18 protein-coding genes are annotated in these 21,398 nt (G+C 58.8%); 10 read left to right on the top strand and 8 right to left on the bottom strand.

Annotation, left to right across the window (positions count from 1 at the left end):
- Window positions 1–71 precede the first annotated feature (71 nt).
- Complete coding sequence (locus KI792_12880; protein ID MBV6633912.1) at window positions 72–1,322, bottom strand: aminotransferase class V-fold PLP-dependent enzyme; 1,251 nt, start codon at window positions 1,320–1,322, stop codon at window positions 72–74.
- A 61-nt stretch (window positions 1,323–1,383) separates the two neighbouring features.
- Here KI792_12880 and KI792_12885 point away from each other — a divergent pair, with 61 nt between their 5' ends.
- The 6 genes from KI792_12885 to KI792_12910 all read left to right on the top strand — a co-directional run bounded on the left by KI792_12885 (window position 1,384) and on the right by KI792_12910 (window position 7,511).
- Window positions 1,384–1,893 carry an isoprenylcysteine carboxylmethyltransferase family protein gene (locus tag KI792_12885; protein ID MBV6633913.1) on the top strand — a complete coding sequence of 170 codons (510 nt, stop codon included), beginning with the start codon at window positions 1,384–1,386 and terminating at the stop codon, window positions 1,891–1,893.
- Between the two features lie 218 nt (window positions 1,894–2,111).
- The gene (locus KI792_12890) at window positions 2,112–3,272 is read left to right on the top strand and encodes a toxic anion resistance protein (GenBank protein MBV6633914.1); all 1,161 of its coding nucleotides are present in this window, start codon (window positions 2,112–2,114) and stop codon (window positions 3,270–3,272) included.
- A gap of 68 nt (window positions 3,273–3,340) precedes the next feature.
- Window positions 3,341–4,924 (top strand): substrate-binding domain-containing protein, encoded by a 1,584-nt coding sequence (locus tag KI792_12895; GenBank protein ID MBV6633915.1) that lies wholly within the window; start codon window positions 3,341–3,343, stop codon window positions 4,922–4,924.
- 51 nt (window positions 4,925–4,975) lie between these two features.
- On the top strand, window positions 4,976–5,608 hold the full coding sequence (locus KI792_12900) for a 5-bromo-4-chloroindolyl phosphate hydrolysis family protein (GenBank protein MBV6633916.1): 633 nt from the start codon (window positions 4,976–4,978) through the stop codon (window positions 5,606–5,608).
- Entirely contained in the window at window positions 5,605–6,723 is a 1,119-nt protein-coding gene (locus tag KI792_12905) for a substrate-binding domain-containing protein (GenBank protein MBV6633917.1), read from the top strand. Before KI792_12900 ends, KI792_12905 begins: the two co-directional genes overlap by 4 nt.
- Before the next feature lie 197 nt (window positions 6,724–6,920).
- On the top strand, window positions 6,921–7,511 hold the full coding sequence (locus tag KI792_12910; protein ID MBV6633918.1) for a hypothetical protein: 591 nt from the start codon (window positions 6,921–6,923) through the stop codon (window positions 7,509–7,511).
- A 6-nt stretch (window positions 7,512–7,517) separates the two neighbouring features.
- Here the strand turns inward: KI792_12910 and KI792_12915 are convergent, their stop codons facing one another.
- The 3 genes from KI792_12915 to KI792_12925 all read right to left on the bottom strand — a co-directional run bounded on the left by KI792_12915 (window position 7,518) and on the right by KI792_12925 (window position 10,033).
- Window positions 7,518–8,597: a response regulator transcription factor gene (locus KI792_12915; protein MBV6633919.1), complete on the bottom strand. Its 1,080-nt coding sequence runs from the start codon at window positions 8,595–8,597 to the stop codon at window positions 7,518–7,520.
- Between the two features lie 94 nt (window positions 8,598–8,691).
- Complete coding sequence (locus KI792_12920; protein MBV6633920.1) at window positions 8,692–9,306, bottom strand: DUF2064 domain-containing protein; 615 nt, start codon at window positions 9,304–9,306, stop codon at window positions 8,692–8,694.
- A gap of 25 nt (window positions 9,307–9,331) precedes the next feature.
- Window positions 9,332–10,033, bottom strand: a complete 702-nt coding sequence (locus KI792_12925; GenBank protein MBV6633921.1) for a TIGR04283 family arsenosugar biosynthesis glycosyltransferase — start codon at window positions 10,031–10,033, stop codon at window positions 9,332–9,334.
- A gap of 54 nt (window positions 10,034–10,087) precedes the next feature.
- On the opposite strand from KI792_12925, the gene KI792_12930 reads away from it, so the two are divergent.
- The gene (locus tag KI792_12930; GenBank protein ID MBV6633922.1) at window positions 10,088–10,525 is read left to right on the top strand and encodes an iron-sulfur cluster assembly scaffold protein; all 438 of its coding nucleotides are present in this window, start codon (window positions 10,088–10,090) and stop codon (window positions 10,523–10,525) included.
- Here KI792_12930 and KI792_12935 read toward each other — a convergent pair.
- Complete coding sequence (locus tag KI792_12935) at window positions 10,515–11,486, bottom strand: sulfotransferase (protein ID MBV6633923.1); 972 nt, start codon at window positions 11,484–11,486, stop codon at window positions 10,515–10,517. The genes KI792_12930 and KI792_12935 overlap by 11 nt on opposite strands.
- Before the next feature lie 350 nt (window positions 11,487–11,836).
- Here KI792_12935 and KI792_12940 point away from each other — a divergent pair, with 350 nt between their 5' ends.
- Both KI792_12940 and KI792_12945 read left to right on the top strand, forming a co-directional pair.
- Window positions 11,837–14,266: a calcium-binding protein gene (locus KI792_12940; protein MBV6633924.1), complete on the top strand. Its 2,430-nt coding sequence runs from the start codon at window positions 11,837–11,839 to the stop codon at window positions 14,264–14,266.
- 18 nt (window positions 14,267–14,284) lie between these two features.
- Entirely contained in the window at window positions 14,285–14,623 is a 339-nt protein-coding gene (locus KI792_12945; protein ID MBV6633925.1) for a DUF1491 family protein, read from the top strand.
- 9 nt (window positions 14,624–14,632) lie between these two features.
- Here the strand turns inward: KI792_12945 and KI792_12950 are convergent, their stop codons facing one another.
- Both KI792_12950 and KI792_12955 read right to left on the bottom strand, forming a co-directional pair.
- The gene (locus tag KI792_12950; protein MBV6633926.1) at window positions 14,633–16,768 is read right to left on the bottom strand and encodes a TRAP transporter fused permease subunit; all 2,136 of its coding nucleotides are present in this window, start codon (window positions 16,766–16,768) and stop codon (window positions 14,633–14,635) included.
- A 160-nt stretch (window positions 16,769–16,928) separates the two neighbouring features.
- A complete protein-coding gene (locus tag KI792_12955) occupies window positions 16,929–17,963 on the bottom strand; it encodes a TAXI family TRAP transporter solute-binding subunit (GenBank protein MBV6633927.1) in 1,035 nt (344 codons plus the stop codon).
- Between the two features lie 174 nt (window positions 17,964–18,137).
- Between KI792_12955 and KI792_12960 the strand changes: the two genes are divergently transcribed.
- The gene (locus KI792_12960; protein ID MBV6633928.1) at window positions 18,138–19,505 is read left to right on the top strand and encodes an amidase; all 1,368 of its coding nucleotides are present in this window, start codon (window positions 18,138–18,140) and stop codon (window positions 19,503–19,505) included.
- Between the two features lie 3 nt (window positions 19,506–19,508).
- Here the strand turns inward: KI792_12960 and KI792_12965 are convergent, their stop codons facing one another.
- On the bottom strand, window positions 19,509–21,230 hold the full coding sequence (locus tag KI792_12965; GenBank protein ID MBV6633929.1) for a Na/Pi cotransporter family protein: 1,722 nt from the start codon (window positions 21,228–21,230) through the stop codon (window positions 19,509–19,511).
- Between the last annotated feature and the right edge of the window lie 168 nt (window positions 21,231–21,398).

The raw sequence follows: 21,398 nt of genomic DNA on the forward strand, positions 1-21,398 counted from the left end.
GGCTAAGCCCTTGGTTTTGCAAAGATTTCCTTCGCAGCCGCAAAAAGTCAGATAAGTCGCTGAAATCGCGATTAAATCTGGTCTAGCCCTTGAATTAGGTCCGCGACCAGGTGATCCGCATGCTCAAGCCCGACGGACAGACGCAGTAGGTCTTCCGCCGCACCATAGTCTGGCCCCTCAATCGTGAAGCGATGCTCAATCAGGGTTTCGGGCCCACCAATTGAGGTGGCGGCCATGATCACCTGCAGCTTGTCGATCAGGGCGAGTGCTGCCGCCGCCCCGCCATCCACATGAAATGACATCAGGGAGCCGAAGCCGCCCGGCATCTGCTGCTTTGCAAGGTCATGCCCAGGGTGGCTGGCGAGGCCAGGGTAGTTGACCCGGTTGACCTTAGGGTGCGCTTGCAGCGCTTCGGCCACCGCCAGGGCGCTGGCACAGCTGCGTTCAGCGCGGAGGTCGAGGGTTCGGAGGCCACGGCCCAGTAGCCAGGCGCCAAACGGGTTCAGGACCGCGCCGCCAAGCTTCCGCTCTAACCGGATGGCATCCCAAAGGCTGCTGTCTTTTGCCCGTGTGACCAGCAGGCCCGCCAAGACATCCGAATGGCCGTTCAGCGATTTGGTCGCTGAGTGAAAAATGAGATCCGCACCATGGTCCAGAGGTTGGCTCAACACCGGTGGGGCCACCGTGCTGTCGACGGCAAGCAAGGCGCCCGCTTCATGCGCAGCGTCAGCGACAGCGGCGATATCAACCACATGGAGATAGGGGTTGGATGGTGTCTCCACCCAAACCAGATCGGCTTTCTGACCCAGCGCATCGGCCAGGGTGTTTAAATCCGACGGGTCAAACCAGGTGATCTCGGCACTCTGTCCGCCTTCCAACATCTCCGCCAGTTTCACGGTGCCGAAATACATGGAGCGCTGAATGACCAGCTTTGCCTTGTGGCCCTGTTTCCCAGCCTCTGCCGTCACCGCCCGGAACAGGGCGGCAATCCCGGCCATGCCAGAGCCGAAGAGGAAGGCATCGGTGGTTTCAACCGGGCCGCCATGCAGCTTGGCCAATACCTCTTCAACCTGACCGACTGTTGGGTCCTCATCCCGGATATAGGTGCCACCATGGCCGGGTAGGGCATAATCATCGCCCCTGGCATAGGTGGTGGCCGGGTTAATCGGTGGGATCACACCGCCGGATTGTGGATCGATGAAATGGTCGAGCTGGGCCAGCAAGGTCGCCTGCTCTGCCCTGGTAATCTTGCCTGATTTGGTCATGCTGTCGCGCTCAGTGTGTTCGGGGCTTGGTACGCTATCGGGCATTTTGCTATGCATCCTGACAAATCAATCGACGCGCCCAAGGGCGCCGGTATGACCTAAACGACGTTTGCTAGTTATGACTGTCCCATCCCCCCAGGACAACAACACACCGCCCGAGGAACAGGTGCCACCGGTGCTAATCCACCCGCCGGTGCTGGTTGCCGCCTGTGTCACCATGGCGGCGCTGCTGCAATGGCGCTGGCCCCTGGCCGATGCAACGGCGGTTCTGCCGCGCGTCCCGCTCGCCGTGATTGGTGCGGTTTGTATTGGTCTTGGTGGCTATCTGGTGGTGCGTGCGATCCTGACCATGCATCGGGCTGGTACCAATGTGCCGACCTTTAAGCCGGCCACCGCCCTTGTCACCCATGATGTTTTTGCCCGGACACGTAACCCGATCTACTTGGGGCTGGTCCTTGGCCTGCTTGGTGTTGCCATTGCCTGGCCATCGATTTGGCTGGTGATGTTCACCCTGCCCATACCGTTGATCCTGAATGTTGCCGTGATCCCGCAGGAAGAACGCTACATGTCCGCCAAGTTTGGGGCTGATTACACAGCCTATCGTGAGCGCACGCCCTGCTGGTTCTGACCCATTATGCGACGACCAAAATTGCGTGATCATGGCGGGCCTGCTAGCTTGTCAGCGTTATTTCTTTCGGCCACGAGCGTTGATTGTGATTTGGGGGCGGATAAGCCCACCCAAGAGTTCACAACCATCTGACGTCAAATACTTATCAGCCACGTCGCGCCCGCTTGATCACGGCCTGGGCGGCGCTCCCCTTCCAGCTATTGAGAGCATCAAACATCATGTCTGAGAACCAGGTTTCTACCGACACCCCGATCCCAGCCGGCACTTCTGTCACCGACCTTGCCACCGCAGAGGTTCAGGCCGCTGAGTCTTCGCTGTCGCCAGATCCGGCGGTGGTGGCAAAGATCCGTGCCGATATCGACCTGCAGGACCGGGCGCAGCTGATCTCGTTCGGTGATAATGCCCAGCGCGAAGTGGCGGCGTTCGCCGACCGTATCCTGTCGCAAACCCTGACCAAAGATTCCGGGCCGGTTGGCAACCTGCTGAACGACATGATGCTTAAGGTTAAGGGCCTGGACCCTAAGAGCCTTGAGAAGCTTGGCTTCTTCGAGCGGATCTTCGGCGGGGTGAAGGCCAAGGTTGAGAAGTTCAAATCCCAGTTCACCGATGTGGCAGCACAGATTGATCGGATCGCCCTAGAGCTCACCAGCCAGCAAGAGGTGTTGAAGCGCGATATCGCCATGCTTGATGGCCTTCATGAGAAGAATATGGAGCAGATGAAGGACCTTGAGGCCTACATCGTTGCCGGTACGGAGTATCTGGAAGAGGCCCGTAAGACCCTAATCCCAGAGCTTCAGAAAGCTTTCGAGGCGGCCGGTGAAGGCGCTGAAGGCCAGCTGGCAGCACAGAAGTTAAGCGATACCCGCCAGGCATTGGAGCGGTTTGAGAAGAAGATCCACGATCTAAAATTGAGCCGGGTAATCGCCTTGCAGGCGCTGCCGCAAATCCGTTTGGTTCAAAGCGGTAACGCTACCCTGGTTGAAAAGCTGCAAAGCTCGGTCGCGACCACCATTCCAACCTGGAAGAACCAGATGACCATTGCCCTGGCGATCCATCGCCAGCGCGAGGCGTTGGAGCTTCAGAAAAATGTGTCTGAGGCGACCAATAAGATGCTGCAAGAGAATGCCGAGACACTGCGCGCTGGTACGGTTGAGATCGAGCGTGAGAGCCAACGCGGCATCGTCGATATCGAGACCCTGACCAAGGTGAATGACGAGCTGATCGGCACGATCAACGATGTGCTGCGCATCCAGGAAGAGGGCCGCCAGCAACGTGCGACCGCTGAAACTGAGATGAAGCGCATCGAGGGTGAGCTGAAAGAGACCCTGGCCCAAGCCAAGTCTCGCCAGCTTGAGGGCGGTGATGAGGCCAGCGCCTAGGGATGTCTAACCAGGATCGGAATTTAGCGCGGAAGGGCGGTCGCCGTTCCCCACGTCTCTTGGTGTTGATGACCTTGGTCGCTGGTTTGGCCATCGCTGGCCCAGTTCTGGCCGACTTATTCGCCTCCCTAACCGCGCCCGGTCCGGGCAAGCTGGGACGTTCCTTCATCATCACCTCAGGCTCTGAGAATAAGAGCCTGGAACCCATCGTCATGGAGTTCTGTGACGATGCCGGCGTGATGTGTGAGGTGCAGTATCAGGGTTCCCTCGATATTGGGATGGGTGTCTCACAAGGTCAGGCCGTTGACGCGGTTTGGCCAGCCAATGGCATTTGGATTGACCTGTTCGACCGGGCCAGGCGGGTTAAGCATCTGGCCTCAATCAGCCGTTCGCCTGTGATCCTTGGTGTGCGCCGATCCAAGGCAGAGCAGTTGGGCTGGGTCGATAACCCAGTAAAGATGGCCGACATCGTTGCCGCGGTTGAGAGTGGCGATCTCCGCTTTCTCATGACCTCGGCAACCCAGTCGAATTCGGGTGCCGGTGCGTATCTCGCCATGCTGGCGGCGATGGCCAGTGGTGACCGGGCCCTGACAGCTGACGATTTGAATGCCGATGCAATTCAAGAAGAGGTGCGTGGTCTGTTGCGGGGTGTGGCAAGGACCTCTGGCTCCTCCGGTTGGCTGCGTGATCTGTTCCTAAAATCCGATGCTGAGGGCGTCCGCTATGACGCCATGTGGAATTACGAGGCGATCCTCGCCGAGACCAATCGTGAGCTGCGGCAACGTGGGGCCGAGCTGCTGTGGGCTGTCTATCCTGAGGATGGCGTCGCCTTTGCCGATAGCCCGCTAGGGTTTGTCGACCGGGAGCAGCCGCCCGAGTTTGAAGAGTTCTTTCTCGAGCTTCAGGCCTATCTGTTGAGTGAGCGGGTGCAGAACCAACTGGTCGCTGCTGATCGCCGTGTTGCCCTGGGTCGAGCCGATGCCATCGCTCAGCCGGATGAGAGCTGGAACTTTGATCCGACGCGGTTTGTTAATGCGATCCGGATGCCGGAGCCCGATGTGGTTCGTGAGGCCCTAACGCTTTATCAGGAAGCGCTGCGCCGGCCGTCACTAACCGCCTATTGCCTGGATTTCTCCGGCAGTATGCAGGGCCAGGGAGAGGCTGACCTTAAGCAGGCGATGAGCTTGTTGCTGCGGCCCGAGCGCGCTCGTGAGGTGTTGATCCAGGCTGGGTCCCGTGACCGCTTGATGGTTATTCCGTTTGATAACAGGCCACGCCAAGTGTGGACCGGTCGTGGCACTGAGGCTGATCAGGCGCAACTCCTCTCCCGGGTAAACCGGGAGGTCTCTGGCGGTGGTACGGATATCTACGCCTGTGCCGCGCGTGCGCTGGAAGAGATGCAGCAGATCGATGATTTTGAGAACTATCTACCGGCGATTGTGCTGATGACCGATGGGGCCTCCGATGGCAGCTTGGCCAGGGTCGCAAACGTTCGAACGGGTGTGGTCAGCCGGGTGCCAATCTTTGGCATCACCTTTGGCAACGCAGAGCGGGCGCAGCTTGACCAACTCGCGGTTGAGACGAGCGGCCGGGTTTTCGATGGCACTAAGTCGCTGGTCCGTGCGTTCCGTACGGCGAGGGGCTACAACTAACCCGGCTGGATAATCCGGCTTTACTCTCCTCTTTCCAATGCCAGGGACGGCATGGCGACACGTGGACCATTAGCAGACAACCGGGATCTGATTGCCGGGATTGGCGGTGGCGGCTTTGCCCCGTTGGCGACCTTTGTCTTCGATTTGCCGCTCTATGCCACGCTACCTGGTGCGATCTTAGTTTTCATCGGCCTTCGATTAATCCTGGCGCCTAAGACATTCTTTGAGGATTTGCCGACCGGCAAGTTTGCCAAGGCACGGGTTGATCTGGCGCGCGATGTCCTGGTGAAGGCCGATCGCGCCCTATCCGAATTGGCGCAAACCGCTGAGGTAATCCGGCAGGAGCATGTGCAAGAGCAATTGCTGCACCTTCACCGGATTGCGACCGATATCTCGATTGAGGTCGAGAAAGATCCAGGGCGCCTTAACCAGGTGCAGCGCCTGCTGACCTATTACCTCCCGGCGGCGAGCCGGGTGGCGACCGGCTATGCGGCACTGGAACGGAAGTTCTCACCCAATGAAGAGCGGGTGATTGAGGCGCAAGTGATGATTGAGCGCCTGGATCAGGTGTTTAGTGAATATGCCGATCGGTTGGTGATGCCAGAGGTTGAGAATTTGGATATCGATCTGCAGTTGCTGGATGATGCCATTCGCGATGAGGGCCTGGAACGGGTGCGATCATGAAGATAACGCGTCGACATATGGGTTTCGGCCTTCTGGCCGCTGGTATTGGCGGTACGGCAGCCTACTCCGTCCTTGATCAGGGCGGCGATTTTGGCGCGCTGATCGGCACCAGCCATGGCGACCCCGTTGATCTTTGGGGTTTCATCGGTGGTGAGAAATCGGACTTTGTCCGCAATCCTGAAATCACCCGTATCCTAGATCGTACCTATGGCATCAACCTCGATGCTCGCCGGGCCGGATCGGTTGAGATGGTCCGTGATCCGGGGCTGTTCAGCCAGCGTCCAGACTTCCTGTGGCCCTCCAGCGCCGTCATGGTCCAGATGGCACGACAGAGTGGCGTCGGCGTCCGCCGGGATCAGGTGATCTTTAACTCACCGATTGTGATCTATAGCTGGCTGCCGATCGCTCAGGCTCTAGTCGCAAGCGGTATCGCGGAAGAGCGGGCGCCTGACTTCTTTGTTGTTGACCCGGCCAGCCTGATTGATGCGGTAACCGGCGGTAAGGCCTGGTCAGCACTTGGCATTGATCAGCTGTTTGGTCAGGTGATTGTCAGCTCAACCGACCCAACCAAATCCAATAGTGGCTTCATGTTCGCCGGGTTGGTTGCGAACCTGCTGTCCGGTGGTGTGGCAACGCCGGATAGCATTGGCGGCCATCTCGACACCCTGGACGATCTGTTTGAGCGCATGGGCTACAAGGAGCATTCGAGCGGTAAGCTCTGGGATAGCTTCCTGAATGAGGGGATGGGCGGCCGCCCCATGGTGGTTGGCTATGAGAACCAGCTGATTGAATTTGTCCTCGGCCAGCCCGAGGCTTGGGCGCGGATCAAGAACTCACCCATGCGTCCAGTGACGCTTTATCCAGAACCAACCGTCTACTCTGCCCATCCGTTGATCAGCTTGAATGAGCCAGCCGACCGTCTGATTGCCGCGCTTGAGGATGATGCAGTTCAATCCCTAGCGTGGTCGGCTCATGGTTTCCGGGGCAAGCTGGGTGGGGCCGGTAGTGCCGATCTCGGTATTGCGGGTGTTCCGCAGCAGCTGAACCAGATTGCGCCAATGCCCGATGCGGCGGTGATGATGACCATCCTCGAGCGCCTCTCACGCCGGGCCTAATCTAAGCTTTGATCGCATGATTGGCGGTTTTGCTTGCGTGTAACCGCTGTCACCCCGTTGTGACACCCTGGTGATTGTCGTTTGGAATCCGCGCGATATGATCCATAATGTGCCTCAATAAGAATAAGAAAAGGCAGAGGGAACACGGGAAGCGCATGGCGGTATAATGCCAACGGGACGTACGGATCAGGAATATTATGACTGACGATCACCGAGCGACTGACCAAGAGACGCCTGATGCTTCGGCTAGCAGCGACGCAGCGAATGTGCCTGCCGATAATACTTCCGATAGCGATGAACCAACCTTTGAGGTGATACCCGCCCAGGGCGATCTGAAGATGCGCATGGGCGGCCGACCCGGTCGTCGTGGCCGGATCAGCGAAGAGGTGATCGAGAATGCCGAGCGTGCCATTGGCAAGCTCGGCGACAACTATATCGAGGTTGCCCGGTCAAGCGTGGCCACCCTGATTGGCCAGTTCAACGCGGTGAAACAGCCAGAGTGCCCTGACCTGCCCGGCGCCATCATGCAGGTCGCCATGACCGCCCGCGAAGTGAAGGGCCAGGCCAAGACCTGTGGCTACGATCTCCTGACCGAGGTCGCCAACTCTCTCTATAAATTTCTGAGTGAGCGGGAAGCCCTAACCCCGCTTGAGATTAAGTTTGCCGAGGCGCATTTGGGCGTCATGCAGAACGTTGTTGCCCATGACCTTCGCGGCAATGGTGGACCCGTCGGCACCGAACTGGCCCGCTCACTGGCAGTTGCGAAGCAGAAGCTCGACGCTGGTTAACCGGTCCTAGTCGGCGCTCTCGCCCTTATCACCGTTCTTTGGAACCATCAGCGGCCCCTGCGGTGGGATTGGCTGCTCACCATGCTTTTTGTAAGTGCGTGCCAGATTGTTGATATCTGGATTTGGCAGTGCCACCAGACCTATGGTCATCTTTACCGCCTCACCCAGATCGCGCAGCAGGTGTAGGTCCTGCTCCTCCAGAGAGTCCCAGCGGCGCGCGATAGTCTGGATCTGCTGGCGTAGGGTTTTGGCTAGCTCAATCATGGCGATGTTATCGACCTGATCGCCAATCCGCTGGATGTCGCGCATCAAGCTCAGCATCACGTTGAACCAGGCACGCATCTGCATCGAGTTCGTGCCTGCCGAGTTTTTGCCGTCGAGATGCGCCTCAATCAACAGATGGCTAAGCACACCAAGGGATTGGGCGTGCTGCTCAAGGCGGGCAGCGATGATGGCCTCAACCGTCTCGCGGATATGATCATCGGCGACAACATTGCTGCCTGGGTTGCCGGTCAAATGCTGCAGCAGCGTGTTTGGTACCTCTAATTGGCTGATCGTCGAGGGACGGTCATCATCCTGCCGGCGATCGGGGCCGACATAGTTGCTGGTTACGACAAAGGGTCGCCGGTGAATGGCAACATACTCAATTCGCTCACTGAGCGTTTTTGAGGTGATGGGCTGCACCACAACATCATCAGCGCCCTGTCGGATCAAACCGGCAATATGGCGAGCATCCGCGCGGGCGGTTGTGACGATCACCACAACAAACGGGTTACGACCCACCCGGCCGTGGCGAACCGCATCGATAAATTTGATTGATTGATCGGAGAAATCATCGGCGATGACCAGCAGGTCAGGGGTGGTTAAATCCCCGTCAGCATCAGCGCGGTCCGCAAGCTCTGCGTCGCCCTGCATGGCTTTGCGTAGATCGGCCAGCTCATCAAAGGCCGTAATCCGTTCACAGCCAAGCTCACCAAATGCCCAAACAAGGGCGTTGCGGTGGCTGGCATCGGCCTCCGCGATCATTATCTGTGCATTCTGCAGATTGCCATATTCAGGGCCTATTGCCCCGTTGATGATGGCCAAGTCTTCCCCCACCCGTACCAAACAAACCAGCTAGGGTTTAATGTAGCACAAAGCCGCCCAAACTGGAGTCTCGAACCGGGCGTTAAGGTTTGGGCTAGGGGCGCGATAGGGCCCTATCGGCCAGGGCAGCCTTTAGCGAGGCGCGGTCATCGATATCTCCCGCCGGGCGAATAAGGCCAACCCGTGTACGGCTTCTGCCGTGTGTTGAGAGACGTGCGGCCGTCGCATCCCGGGTTGTTTTTGCTGACCACTGAATGCCGTCCAGCGATGGCAGCTTGGTCAAGGCGCCACCACGCCAACCGATCAGCCAGAAACCTCCATCATCAGCAGGTCCCAGCACAAAATCGTTCCGTCTAAGGCTGTCTAGCGCAGCAGAAATATCGGTTGCCCTAATCCCCGGCAGATCGCTGCCGATGATGAGGGTGGGGCGCCCCAATTCACCAAACTGGGCTAGCAAGCTGCGCATTCGGTGGCCGAGATCGCCATCGGCCTGGATCATCACCGGCAGGGCTTGGAACCGGGGGTGTGAAACCGCTGTCCGGTATTCCTTTGAGCTCGCTAACGCGATCACTAGCTGAGTTGAAGGCAGGCGCCGTAATCGATGGGTTAGGCGATCCAGGCTATGGCGTTGGACCCTAGCGGCCGTGGCTGGTGAGGTTTCAGCCGCCAATCGGCTTTTACCCTGCCCCAGCTTTGGCCAGCGGGCCATGATGACCAGCGTCGCTCTATGCCGACTAGCCACGGGCAGTCCCTTTGCCTTTGTAGCGGTTGGCGATCCTCTCTACCGGAACGCCGCGCCAATGGTCGAACAGGCAGCGCAGGTTGCGAAGCACACGCCTGGCATAGCCATCACGCTGGTAGCGATCGGCGGATGTCATAATCTCAGTTGGTAGTTGCCGGATAACCCGCCGCCCGGCCTTCTCTTTCAGCGCGTTGATGAGCATCACATCCTCCATAAGGAGCGCCGGCTGAAACCCGCCGCTGGCATGGTAGAGGCTCATCTCAATCAGTAGGCCTTGGTCGCCATAGGGCAGGCCAAACCATTTGGTTCGCCAGTTGGCCCCAGCGGCAACGAGTGCCGGGCGCCACCCCTTCGCATCAAACCGTAGCTTGGCTACGCCAGCCTGTCCTTGATGCGCCTCGGTGTGTTCTATGACAGCCGCGCCAAATCCCGCGGGCAAATGACTATCCGCATGCAAGACTAGCGTCCAATCAGTGCTGATGTCTTTCGCGCCCACCTTTAGCTGAATGCCCCGCCCCGCAGCGCTGGTGGTCAAGGTTGCGCGGCCCTCGCAAAGCGCCTGGGTGCCGTCGCTTGAGCCACCATCCACCACCATCACAGGTTGGCCTGGTAGTTCTCGCGACAGATCATCCAGCAGCCTTGGCAGCTGCTTGGCGGCATTCAGTGTCGGGATCAGAATTGTTACCTGGCTCATCAAGACCTGGTCTTCGGGGTGGTAAAGCCGTGAAGGCAACGCCATTCTATACCCATGCGCGACACCGATCTGAACCAACTTTATAGCCGCCAAATTCTTGACCTTGCGGCGTCGATCGACCGGACCGATCCATTGACGGATGCCGATGCGAGTGCGCGGGTGACGAGCCCGGTCTGTGGCTCGCGGATTGAGGTCTCCCTTAACCTCACCAATGGGCGGATATCTGATTACGGGCAGAAGTTGCAGGCCTGTGCCCTGGGGCAGGCCTCGGCCGCCATTATGGCCCGCCATGTGATCGGCAGCGACAGGGTAGCGGTGGAGGCGGCCCTGGACGATCTCGACGGTATCTTGGCCGGTAAGGCCGATGCTGATCAGATGGATTGGCCAGAGCTTGCGCTGCTCGCGCCGGTTCATGAGTTTCCGGCACGGCATGGCGCTGTTCGGCTGCCATTCCTGGCAACCCTAAAGGCGCTGGATAGCGTTACTCGCTAGCTGGCGTCTCGAGTGAGTAGCCACGACGCTCCAGGTGGTCACCGGCAACGCTGTGGATCAGTTCAATGTGGCGGGGCTCAAACGTATTGACCCAATCGCCAACCACGCCTTTGCGGAAGAAGCTGTCACGGTTCTCTTCACCGCGCTTGCGACCCTCTGACAGGCGCTCGAAAGAGCCGCCATAGACGCATTTACCGACCGCTTCCTCGCTCGTATCCACCTCGAGGAACTCAAGGACGGTCTTCATGGTCTCTTCAGGGTTTTGATGCAGATCTTCATAACGGATCTGATGCATCGTGCCGGGGTGGTTTTTGTCATAGCGAGCGCAGTCATCTTGGACTTTGACCCAGTTCTTTACGAACGGCTCAACAACCTGGTCCGGATCCTCACGCTTATTCGGGTTCAAGCCCTCGCGGTACAGGCGCTGAGCCTGGTGGAAGGTCGAGGCGCAGGCATCGCGAACGTCACGGGTGATGGTGACGAACTTGGCCTGTGGGAACACCAGTTTGAAATACTCAAGGGAGGCGGTGTAGAGCGGTGTCTTATCGCCAATCCATTTGGCGGTTGGCTTGATGTCAGCACTCAAAATCACCATGCCGATCATGGTGCGCAGAATGAACTGCATATCCCGCTGACGCAGCGCCTCGGTGTAGGTCGCATCGCCGTCCTTGTAGATGAAGCCGTTGGTCTGCTTCATCTTCGCATTATAGGCGCGCAACAGGTCGTGCAGCGGACGACCGAGCCAATCTGAGAAGTGCCCCTCACCACCACAATGGATTTCTGGATGGTGGTTCAGTGATAGCTGCAGCCAGGTGGTTCCGCTCTTCGGGGCGCCGCAGACAAACAGCATCGGTCGCTTCAGGATCTCGGCGATCTGTTCTTGATAGGCATCAAAAAAGGCTGGGAAATCTTTATTGCTGTTGGGCAGTTCTTGCATGGCGCTGGCTTGGTCTAAAGGCATGGGTTAACGGGCCTGTTTAACAAAGTTGGTCTGCTGCGACTCGGTGGCTGGGCGTGGCGTCTTGCTGGCTTATGCCTGCCGGTCAGCGGCTGACAAACATGGTTGCTGGGTGGCTTACACGGCAGAATCGTTCTAGTCGAGTGCGATTTCGTGGCGATTTATACACACCACCCTCCGCTGTTGCCGTTACCGCGGGCTCACCTATCGATGGTCCAGGGCGAATCGTATCTTGGAACCGTGCTAACAGCGGAATTGTTCCGTTTGCGTTATAATCTGACGATCAGCGCGTAATTTGGCCGGGATGGCTACGTCGATGTTGATTAGCGTCAACCAACCGAACAGGTGCGGTTATGAGTGGAACGATCGGTAACGATACCATTGCAGGAACCAGCGGTGCTGACATCCTGAACGGCCTTGCTGGCTTTGACAGCATCGTCGGCGGTGACGGCAATGACACGATTGATGGTGGCGCTGACGGCGACACGATCCGCGCTGGCGCCGACGCAGACAGCGTCAACGGTGGTTCTGGTAACGATAGTCTGGATGGCAGCACTGGCGCTGACACGATGATCGGTGGCACCGGCTCCGACATCATTGATGGCGGCGACGGCGATGACATTTTCGATCCAAACACTGGTGTCGATAATGATGGTGGTAATGACACCATCTATGGCGGTGCCGGTAATGACCTAATCACCAGCCGAGAGGGCGATGACCTCGTCTTTGGTGGCACCGGCAATGACGCCATCACCATCGGTGATAACGACACTGTCTATGGCGATGATGGTAATGACATCATTACCGAGTTTGTTGAGACCCCGGGCTTCGACAACCAGATTATCTATGGCGGCGCGGGCAACGACACGATCAACCTGGCGAATGATGCTGACACCGTTTTCGGTGACGCTGGCGCAGACCTAATCAACGGTTCCAGCGACGGTGATGTGCTTTACGGCGGCGATAATGTGACCTTCGCCGATGCCTTTGATGTCATCGTCACCGAGGGCGACACCATCTATGGCGGCGCCGGTAATGATCTAATCTTCGGCGGTGGTGGCTCTGACACCCTCTATGGTGGTGACGATATCGACACCTTCGCCGGTACGCTGGCGGAGTTTGATGGCGATCGCCTGGCCGATTATTCGGCTGCTGACGCGCCTAATTTCCTGCCCGCTGAGGTGATCCGTATTACCGATCAAACCTCTCTCAGTGCGGCGGATATTGATTTCAGTCGCTCTGGTGGTGTGACCACACTGACCATCAATGACGGGGTCGCAGATCGTGAGATCAACATTGTCGGTGATTTCAGCCTGGAATCGATCGTCAATGGCGAGATTCGCCTGCAAGGGCCGAGTGCTACCGCCAATGAGTTTTCAAACATTCTCGATGGAACCGGTGCCGCTGACACAATCAATGGTGAGGGCGGAAACGACCTGATCTATGGCTTTGATGGCAATGACTCCCTGATCGGTGGTGAGGGCAATGACGAGGCCTATGGCGGCAATGACGCCGATGTCCTTACCGGTGGTTCCGGCGATGACCGGCTGTTTGGTGATGCCGATGCCGACATTCTGATCGGTGGCACTGGCAATGACGTGCTCGACGGTGGCGCAGGTGCTGACAATCTGGATGGTGGAACCGGTGCCGACGTCCTGAATGGCGGCGGTGGTGCCGATACCATTGTGGCCGGCGATGCGGATACCCTTTCCGGTGGTGCCGGGGCTGACACCTTCGCCCCAGATGCGGCCACGGTGAACGCCACGATTGACGATTTTGCCATTGGCGATGTCATCGACTTCTCAGTCCTGGGCCAATCGGTCGAAGATGTGAATGATATCGACATCACGGTGATACCCGGGGCGGTTCAGATCTCCTTTGAATCGCTGGTGCTGACCTTGCTGTCGGCGTCCCCTTCCACATTGGCGACATCGATTGCCGCCAACGCATCGACGACCTTCCAATTGGCCCCTGATGGCCCACCGCCGAGTGGCACGCCAACCGATGGTGATGATGTCATCATCCTGCCCGATGGTACCACCTCCATTGATGGTGGCGCTGGCAATGACGACATCACCGGCGGCACCACCGCAGACAGCATTCTGGGTGGTGACGGTGAGGACACCGTGAACAGCGGTGACGGCAATGACACCGTATTCGGTCAGGAAGATAGCGACGTTATCGACGGTGGTGCGGGTGCTGATGTTGCCTATGGCAACACTGATGAGGACACGCTGAACGGCGGTGACGGCAATGACAGCCTGTTCGGTGGTCAGGATGATGACGCCATTAGTGGCGGCGTCGGCGATGATCGCCTGTTTGGTAACAAGGGCGAGGACAATATCGCCGGCCAGGACGGCAACGATGTCGCCTATGGTAACCAGGGCAATGACACCCTAGACGGCACCGTTGGGGCCGATACGCTCTTCGGTGGTCAGGGCAATGACAACCTGTTCGGTAATGTCGGCAGCGACCAACTCTTCGGCAATAAGGGCGATGACACGCTGGTCGGTGGTGACGGCAATGACTTCCTGTTCGGTCAGGTTGGCAATGACGTCCTAACCGGCAATTCCGGCGGTGATGTCTTTGTCGTCAATGGCAGCGGCGCGCAGACGGATCGGGTTACCGACTTCAATGCTGCTGAAGGTGACCGCATTGATGATGGTGGCGTCGCAATCAACGGTATCATCGAAACCGGCGGTGACACGGTCATCAACTTTGCTGGTGATGTGACTGTGATCCTTGAGGGGGTCCTCGGCTTCGACACGGCCTTCATCATCTAGTTCGGCTAACCAAGACCAGTGTTCGACGATCCCAGCTTGCCGACCCATTTACGGGTCGGTGGCATCGTTCGACGCCTGAACTCTGACGGCCAGCCAGCCTACATCCTCGCCAAGGGTGATCCCGATCGCGGCACGCTGCTTATCAAGCTGATTGGTCGTGATCGATCCTGCCGCTTAGAGCTCGAACAGCGGGATATTGAGGGGGTGCTGCGCTGGATGCCGGCACTGCCTGACGCAAGCCCTGATGAAGCCAAGGCCGACGCCTATATTGAGCGCACACGGGCCCGCGACCCCGACGTCTGGGTGATTGAGATTGAGGTGGCGGACGCCACCACCCCCAACCCGTTCGCCGACTAGTCCGCTGGCCTAGCTAGTCTCTGCTGTGGCCGGCGGTTCACTTGGCTCACCGGTGGCTGGCGCTGCAGGTTTCCGCAGATTAATCACCATAAGGCCGATTGCCAGGGCCGCACCGGCGGCATGTACTGCCAGCGTGGTTGGCCATAGGCAAAGAATCGCCGCGACCGCTAGCAGTAGCCGCTCAATCAGGTTTACCGGCTTCTCCATATGTCCGGCCAGTACGGCAGTGAAGCAGTAGAGGCCGATCAGGGCAAAGCCAGCAACGGTAATGGCGGCCCCCCAATCACCGGACAGGATCGGCGTATAGGCAAAGAGCAGGGGCACGATGTAGAGGCCCTTGGCGATCTTCCACGACATCACACCGGTTGCCATGGGCGGTGTCTTCGCAATCGCAGCCACGGTAAAGGCGGTAAGGCAGACCGGCGGTGTCACGTTACTATCCTGGCTCAACCAGAAGATGATCAGGTGTGCGGCCAGTAGCGCCGTTGCGGCTGCAGCTGGGTCCAGGGCGATATCTCGGACACTGCCTTTCAGATCAATCGGTACAGCCTCCCAAAGGGCGGCAGCCTCTGCTGCCGACATCGGCGAGGCCAGGGTTATCAGGGCGTTGGGATCAGCCAACATCATGACAGCCCGGGCCTGTTCGACCAGCGTGCCATTGGTCATCGCTTCAACGATGAGGCCATCGGCAATCAGGTTGTAGAGCGCCGGTGCTGAGAGGGTGCCCAGGACGATGTACGCTGCCGTCACCGGTAGGCCCATGCCCAAGATCAGGGAGGCAAGGGCGATCAGCGCAATCGCGATGATCAAGCTAGACCCCGCCCATTCAGTGATCATGAGGGAGAAGGTGTTACCAACCCCTGCTGTCGCAATCACATTCACGATCAGGCCGACAGAGCAGAGCAGCACCGCCGTCATCGCCATGTTGCGGGCGCCAAGGGCAAGGGCCTCAACCACCTCTTTCGGGCCCATCTTGTTCGGCGTCAGCCAAGACGCAGCGACAACTGAGATGATGGCGAGACCAGCCGCATAGGTTGGGGTGAAACCAGCGATCAGAAGGGCGATCAGCACGACAATCGGGATCAGGAAGGCAATACCGCCACGCCGCATCACATCGATGAAGCTAACAGTGTCATCGGTGTCAGCGACAACACCGGTCTTCTTCGCCTCAACCCGGACAAAGAACGCGACACTGGCAAAGTACAGAATGGCTGGCAGGACCGAGGCCGCGACGATGGTCGTGTACGGGATCTGCGTATAGCTCGCCATCACGAAGGCGCCGGCGCCCATAATCGGTGGCATCAACTGCCCGCCGGTTGAAGACGCGGCCTCAACACCGGCAGCAAACTTTGCGCGGAACCCAGCCTTCTTCATCAGCGGGATTGTGACCACGCCGGTGGATGCTGAGTTGGCGACGGCGGAGCCGGAGATCGTGCCGGTTAGGCCGGAGGCAATAACGGCCACAAGGCCGGGACCGCCAACCAGGCGACCAGCCACAGCCCTGGCCATATCAATCACAAAGTCACCACCGCCGGAGCGCATCAGGAACGCACCGAACAGGATGAACATGAAAACGAAGGTGGAGGAGATCAGGGCGATCGTGCCGAAGATGCCCTCGTCATTATAGACGCTTCGGAACAGCACGCTCTCAAGCGATAGGCCCCGGAAGCCAAAGACACCGGGCACATACTGGCCCCAGAACGCGACATAAGTCAGCGCGATGACAATCAGTGCGGGGATGATCCAGCCGGTTGTCCGGCGGGTCAGCTCAAGGGCGCAGAGGATCAGGATGATCGCAGCACCCAGCTCCGTCGTCGTCATGGTGGAGCCGCGGGCGTAGATCGCATCCTCGCTCAACACCAGGAAGATGGCGGTGCCAGCCGCTAGCACACCGATCAGCACATCGATGATGACCGTCCATCGGAAACGGCCGGCGAGAAGGTCACCCCGGGACAGGGGATAGACCATCACGCAAAGCAGGGCGAAGGTCGCAAAGTGGATGCCGTTCTGCAGAAGAGTGGACGGGATCGGCAGGGCATCGATCAGCGTCGTGAGGGTGTTGAAGTAGATATGAACCAGGGAGACGAGGGCGCCGAGGATCAGCAGGGTCATCCGCAGCCAGCCGGTCTCAACAAAGCCGGGCATGCGGGTGTCTTCCGCGGGCTCTGCATCATCCATATCGGTCACGCTTGGGTTGCTTGCCTCACTCATGCCCGTGCTCTCCCTAATCGGCGTTATCGCCTTGTTATAGATACAAAAAGGGCCGTGCCGGGATGTCCCGAACACGGCCCTTGGAAGTAGACGATTAGTTTGTGATCAGGCGCGCTGGGATGTCCAGGCCAACCTCACGGTAGTAGCGCACAGCACCGGGGTGCAGTGGCATTGGCAGGCCGGCAACCGCCTTCGAGATGTCCATCGCCTTAGTCGCGGCGTGGATCGCATTCAGGAATGGCAGGTTCTCATAAATCGTCTTGGTGATCATGTAGACGTCTTCCTCAGACATGTCCGCACGGACGGCGAGGAAGTTTGGCTGTGCGACGGTGATCACATCCTCATCCTGACCAGGATAGGTACCAGCCGCGATCACATACTCAGTCCAGAGGCCAAAGCCGCCATCGGCTTGCTTCATCTGGTCTGGGGTGAAGGACAGCATGGTGATGTCATCGCCCATGGCCGCGAAGGCGCGGGTGACGGCACCGGTTGGCACACCAGCAGGGGTGTTCATGCCAACAACTTGACCGTTCTGTAGGGCGTCAGCGCTTGGGCCATAGCCAGCATGGACCAGTTCATAGTCGCTGTTGATGTCGATGCCCAGGTTGCGCAGCAGCACCTCATTAGAACCGATGGTGCCAGAGTTCTTACGACCCAGGGCCATCCGCTCACCGGTCACGCCAGCAAGGTCAGCGACGGTGCCGGTCTTGGCATCTTCTGAGCGAACGATGAACTGCTCAACATTCTGCCAAAGCATGGAGACGGAGCGCAGACCTTCTTGTGGGCCGTCAGCCTCAACCGGGCCTTCGCCATTCCACGCGAAATAGCCATAGAGGCCCTGCATGATGGCAAACTGTGCTTCGTTCTCACGCAGTAGCTTCACATTCTCGCCGGAACCGGCGGAGTTGATCGCGGACATGCCGATCTTGTGCTTCGGCTCGAGCTTGACCTTCACCAGGGTGGAGAGGGCCACGCCCACGGGATAGTAGGTGCCGCCGGTGGAAGCAGTGGCGAGCAGGTAGCTGCCTTCGGCTTTAGCGGTCAGTGGGGCAAAGGCGGTGGCAGCGGCGAGGGCTGCGGCGCCGATAATGCCGCCCAGTGTGCGGCGTGATACGCGAGATGACATCATAATCCTCCCTTGGAAGTTGTCATGGCGGTTCCGGGGTGCCCAGAACCTGCATTGCGATGATTGTTGTTTCTTCTTCGGCACTTGCATGCCGTGTATAGCGCGGGCCACTATCCCGAAACCAACGCCGCCTGCCAAGTCTTTCCGGCATAAACTGCTGTTTTGAGTGGAATTCCCATGACGATACCTGCTTTGGCCGATCTCCACGGTGCCTTGAGGGCTGGGACGGAAGACCCGGTGCAACTGTTAGAAGCTTGCCAGGCCAAGAACAGTCACGGCGCCTATGTCACCCGATTGGACACCGCCGCCCGCGCGCAGGCGGAGGCTGCCAGTGCGGCGTTCCGGGGAAGCGTTGATTTGGGCCCGCTTCAAGGCATGCCATTCGCCGCGAAGGATTTGTTTGGCACGGGCGCTGGCCATCCGATTGCGGCTGGTAATCCGCAACCGCTACCGGCGATTTGGGATCGGGCCGGGCCGGTGATGCAGGACTTAACCGACCAGCTCTCGGTCTGTGTTGGGAAATCCCATACCGTGTGCTTTGCCTTCGGCGGCGTTGGTGCAAATACCCATATTCCCGTGCCACGCAACCCGTTCTCGAAAGATGTGCACCGTGCACCGGGTGGCTCATCCAGTGGCAGCGGCGTTAGCGTCGCTGAGGGATCTTCGCTTTTTGCCCTTGGCTCTGACACCGCCGGTTCGGTGCGCATTCCGGCCAGCGTCAATGGGATTGCCGGCTACAAATCCACTAAGGAGTTCCTGTCCACCGACGGGGTGGTGCCATTGAGTACGACCCTCGACAGCACTGGTATTCTGGCACGCTCGGTCGAGGATGTTGCCTTTGTGATGGAGGGCTTGGTGCCCGCCAACTTCCGCCTGCCATTACCCACCCAGGATCTGTGTCTGCATGTGGTCACCGGCAGCTACGCGACGGAAACCGATGACGATATCGCCGCCGCGTTTGGCAAAGCGGTGGAGGCGCTGGCCAAGGTCGTAGACCGTGTCAAAACCGGACCGCTTGACCCGGCAGAGGAGGGGCTGGAGCTATTCCGCACCGGACCTATTGCCGGGGTTGAGCTGGCCGCGCGGTTGGACAATGACTTGCCAGAGTTCTGGGAAGGGTTGGACCCGCTCGTCAGGCGGCGGATTGAGCAAACTAGGTCCATGACGGCGAGTGACTATCTGAACCGCCGCTATCAGGTGCTGGATCTTGAGCAGCGGATGAATGAGGTGATGATGACCTCTGGCATCGATCTGTTGATCCTGCCAACCGTGCCGATTAGCCCGCCCGAGATACCGCCCCTGCTCGATCCCGCCAATGCGGACACCTATAACCGGGTTAATGGCCTGATGCTGCGCAACACCTGCTTTGCCAATATCTCTGGCATGTGCGGGCTTAGCATTCCGATTGGGCTGGATGGTCATGGCATGCCAATTGGCCTGCAAGTGCTGGCCATGGGCGGTATGGATCAGGAGCTGATCGGCATTGGTATCAGTCTTGAGAGAGCCTTGTGGGATGCCGGCCTTGCGGTCGACACCCCGGTATAACCCTTAAGGCTTGGACGCCACCGCCGTTGATAGGCTGGTGCTGCCGCTCAAAGTTGGTTCTTCCGCAACGTCACTGCGTTGAGGCTCTGTCGCCCCTGGCGTTGGTAGGCCATCGCGGTCCAGTACCGCATGGGCAATTGCCGTCAGGTGCGAGTGGATGCGGCGCAGATCGCGGATGATGTCGACATGCAGGCTTGAGCTCTCAATCGTCGCACTGTTACCGGAGACGAGGCGCTGAAGGTGCGCATCATAGCTCTCCCGCTCCATCTGCCGCATGGCTGCCTTACGCTCCAATAGATCATGCGCCAGATCCCGGTCCCGGGTGGTGAACACACCAATGGCCAGATCAAGGCTTGAGCAGACATTCATGTGCAGCGCTTCAATCTCGGCGATCCCAGCATCTGAGAAATCGACCCCGGCCTTACGCTTCTTCTCAGCGAGGTCCATCAGGTTCTTATCGATGATGTCGCCAGCATGTTCGAGATTGGTGACGAAGGTGATGATCTCCATCGCCCGCTCGCTCTCTTCAGGTTCCAATTCCTCAAATGAGATTTGTGTGACGAAGAGTTTGATACGCCCATAGAGCTGATCGAGGGCGTCATCTGCCTCCCGGATGCGGTCGACGGTGGCGGCATCATTGGTGCGGATGGCGGCCATGCTTTGGTGCAGCATGCCGGATAGTTGGTCAGCCATGCGTCGGCTTTCCCGCGTGGCACCGGCAATCGCGACCACAGGCGCATCCAGCGTGCGTTCATCCAGATAGAGCGGTGTGCCAGGGGTTTCGCCAATCGGCTCATCCGGCATCATCTTGGTCAGGATGCGGGCCACGGCAAAGCACCAGGGCAGGGCGATCAGGGACAAGATCAGGTTAAAGCCAGTGTGGAAGTTCACGACCTGGCGCGCTGGGTCAGCCTCGATAAGAGGCAGGTAGTTGAGCGCGATAGGTAGCAGCGGCAGGGCGATGACAACGCCAATAATCCGAACCAGGGCGTTGGCTGCTGGCACACGGCGACCCGCTGTCTCGTAAGAGCTGCTGGCAACAATCGGGGCAATCACGCCGCCCAGATTGGCACCTAGGACCAGCATCAGGGCTGCTTCCATTGGCAGGGCACCGCCGGCACTGATCGACATAACCAGCAGCACGGTCGCCAGGCTGGAATGGGCAAGCCAGGTAACAATCGCGGCAAAGACCAGGCACAGCAGCGGCTCACCTGCCATGGCTTGCAGCAGTTGCACCATGATTGGGTGACTGCGCAGCGGATCGGTCGCCTCGGTAATCAGGCCGAGGGCGAGGATTAGAAGGCCCAGGCCAATGGCAATCCGGCCAAAGTGGCGCTTGGGGTCATGCTCATACCGGCGATAGACGATGTAGCCGACGAGAATACAAACCGGGGCCAGCCAATCGACCTTGAACGACAAAATCTGGGCAGCCAGCGTCGTGCCCACATCCGCACCCAGCATAATCGCCAGGCCAGCCGCCGTGGTAACGGCGCCCTGCCGGGCGAGGGAGGCAACGATGAGGGAGGTTGCGGTGCTGCTTTGCAGGCCACAGGTCACCACCACACCACTGAGATAGGCAGTGATGGGATTGCGGGCGGCAATGCCGACGAGATCATGCAGACGGCTGCCCATGGCGCGGGTCATGCCGGTGCGGATCATGCGGATCGACCATAGAATCAGGACGATGCCACCTAGAAGCCAGATTAGAGTCTCAGAGCCGTTCATACTTGCCCTTGTTATTGTTGCGGCGTTGGGTTTTGGAGATCAGCGGCGCCAAGTCGTTGCTTGAAAACGGAAAAGCTGACCTTCAAATCACTTCGTCAATAATAATGACCAAAAATGCAACGCATTTTTCATCTAAGTCATTGCAAAACGCGAATTTATTAGTCGCGT

It is taken from the genome of Alphaproteobacteria bacterium SS10 (genome assembly GCA_019192455.1).
Lineage (GTDB): Bacteria > Pseudomonadota > Alphaproteobacteria > TMED2 > TMED2 > TMED2.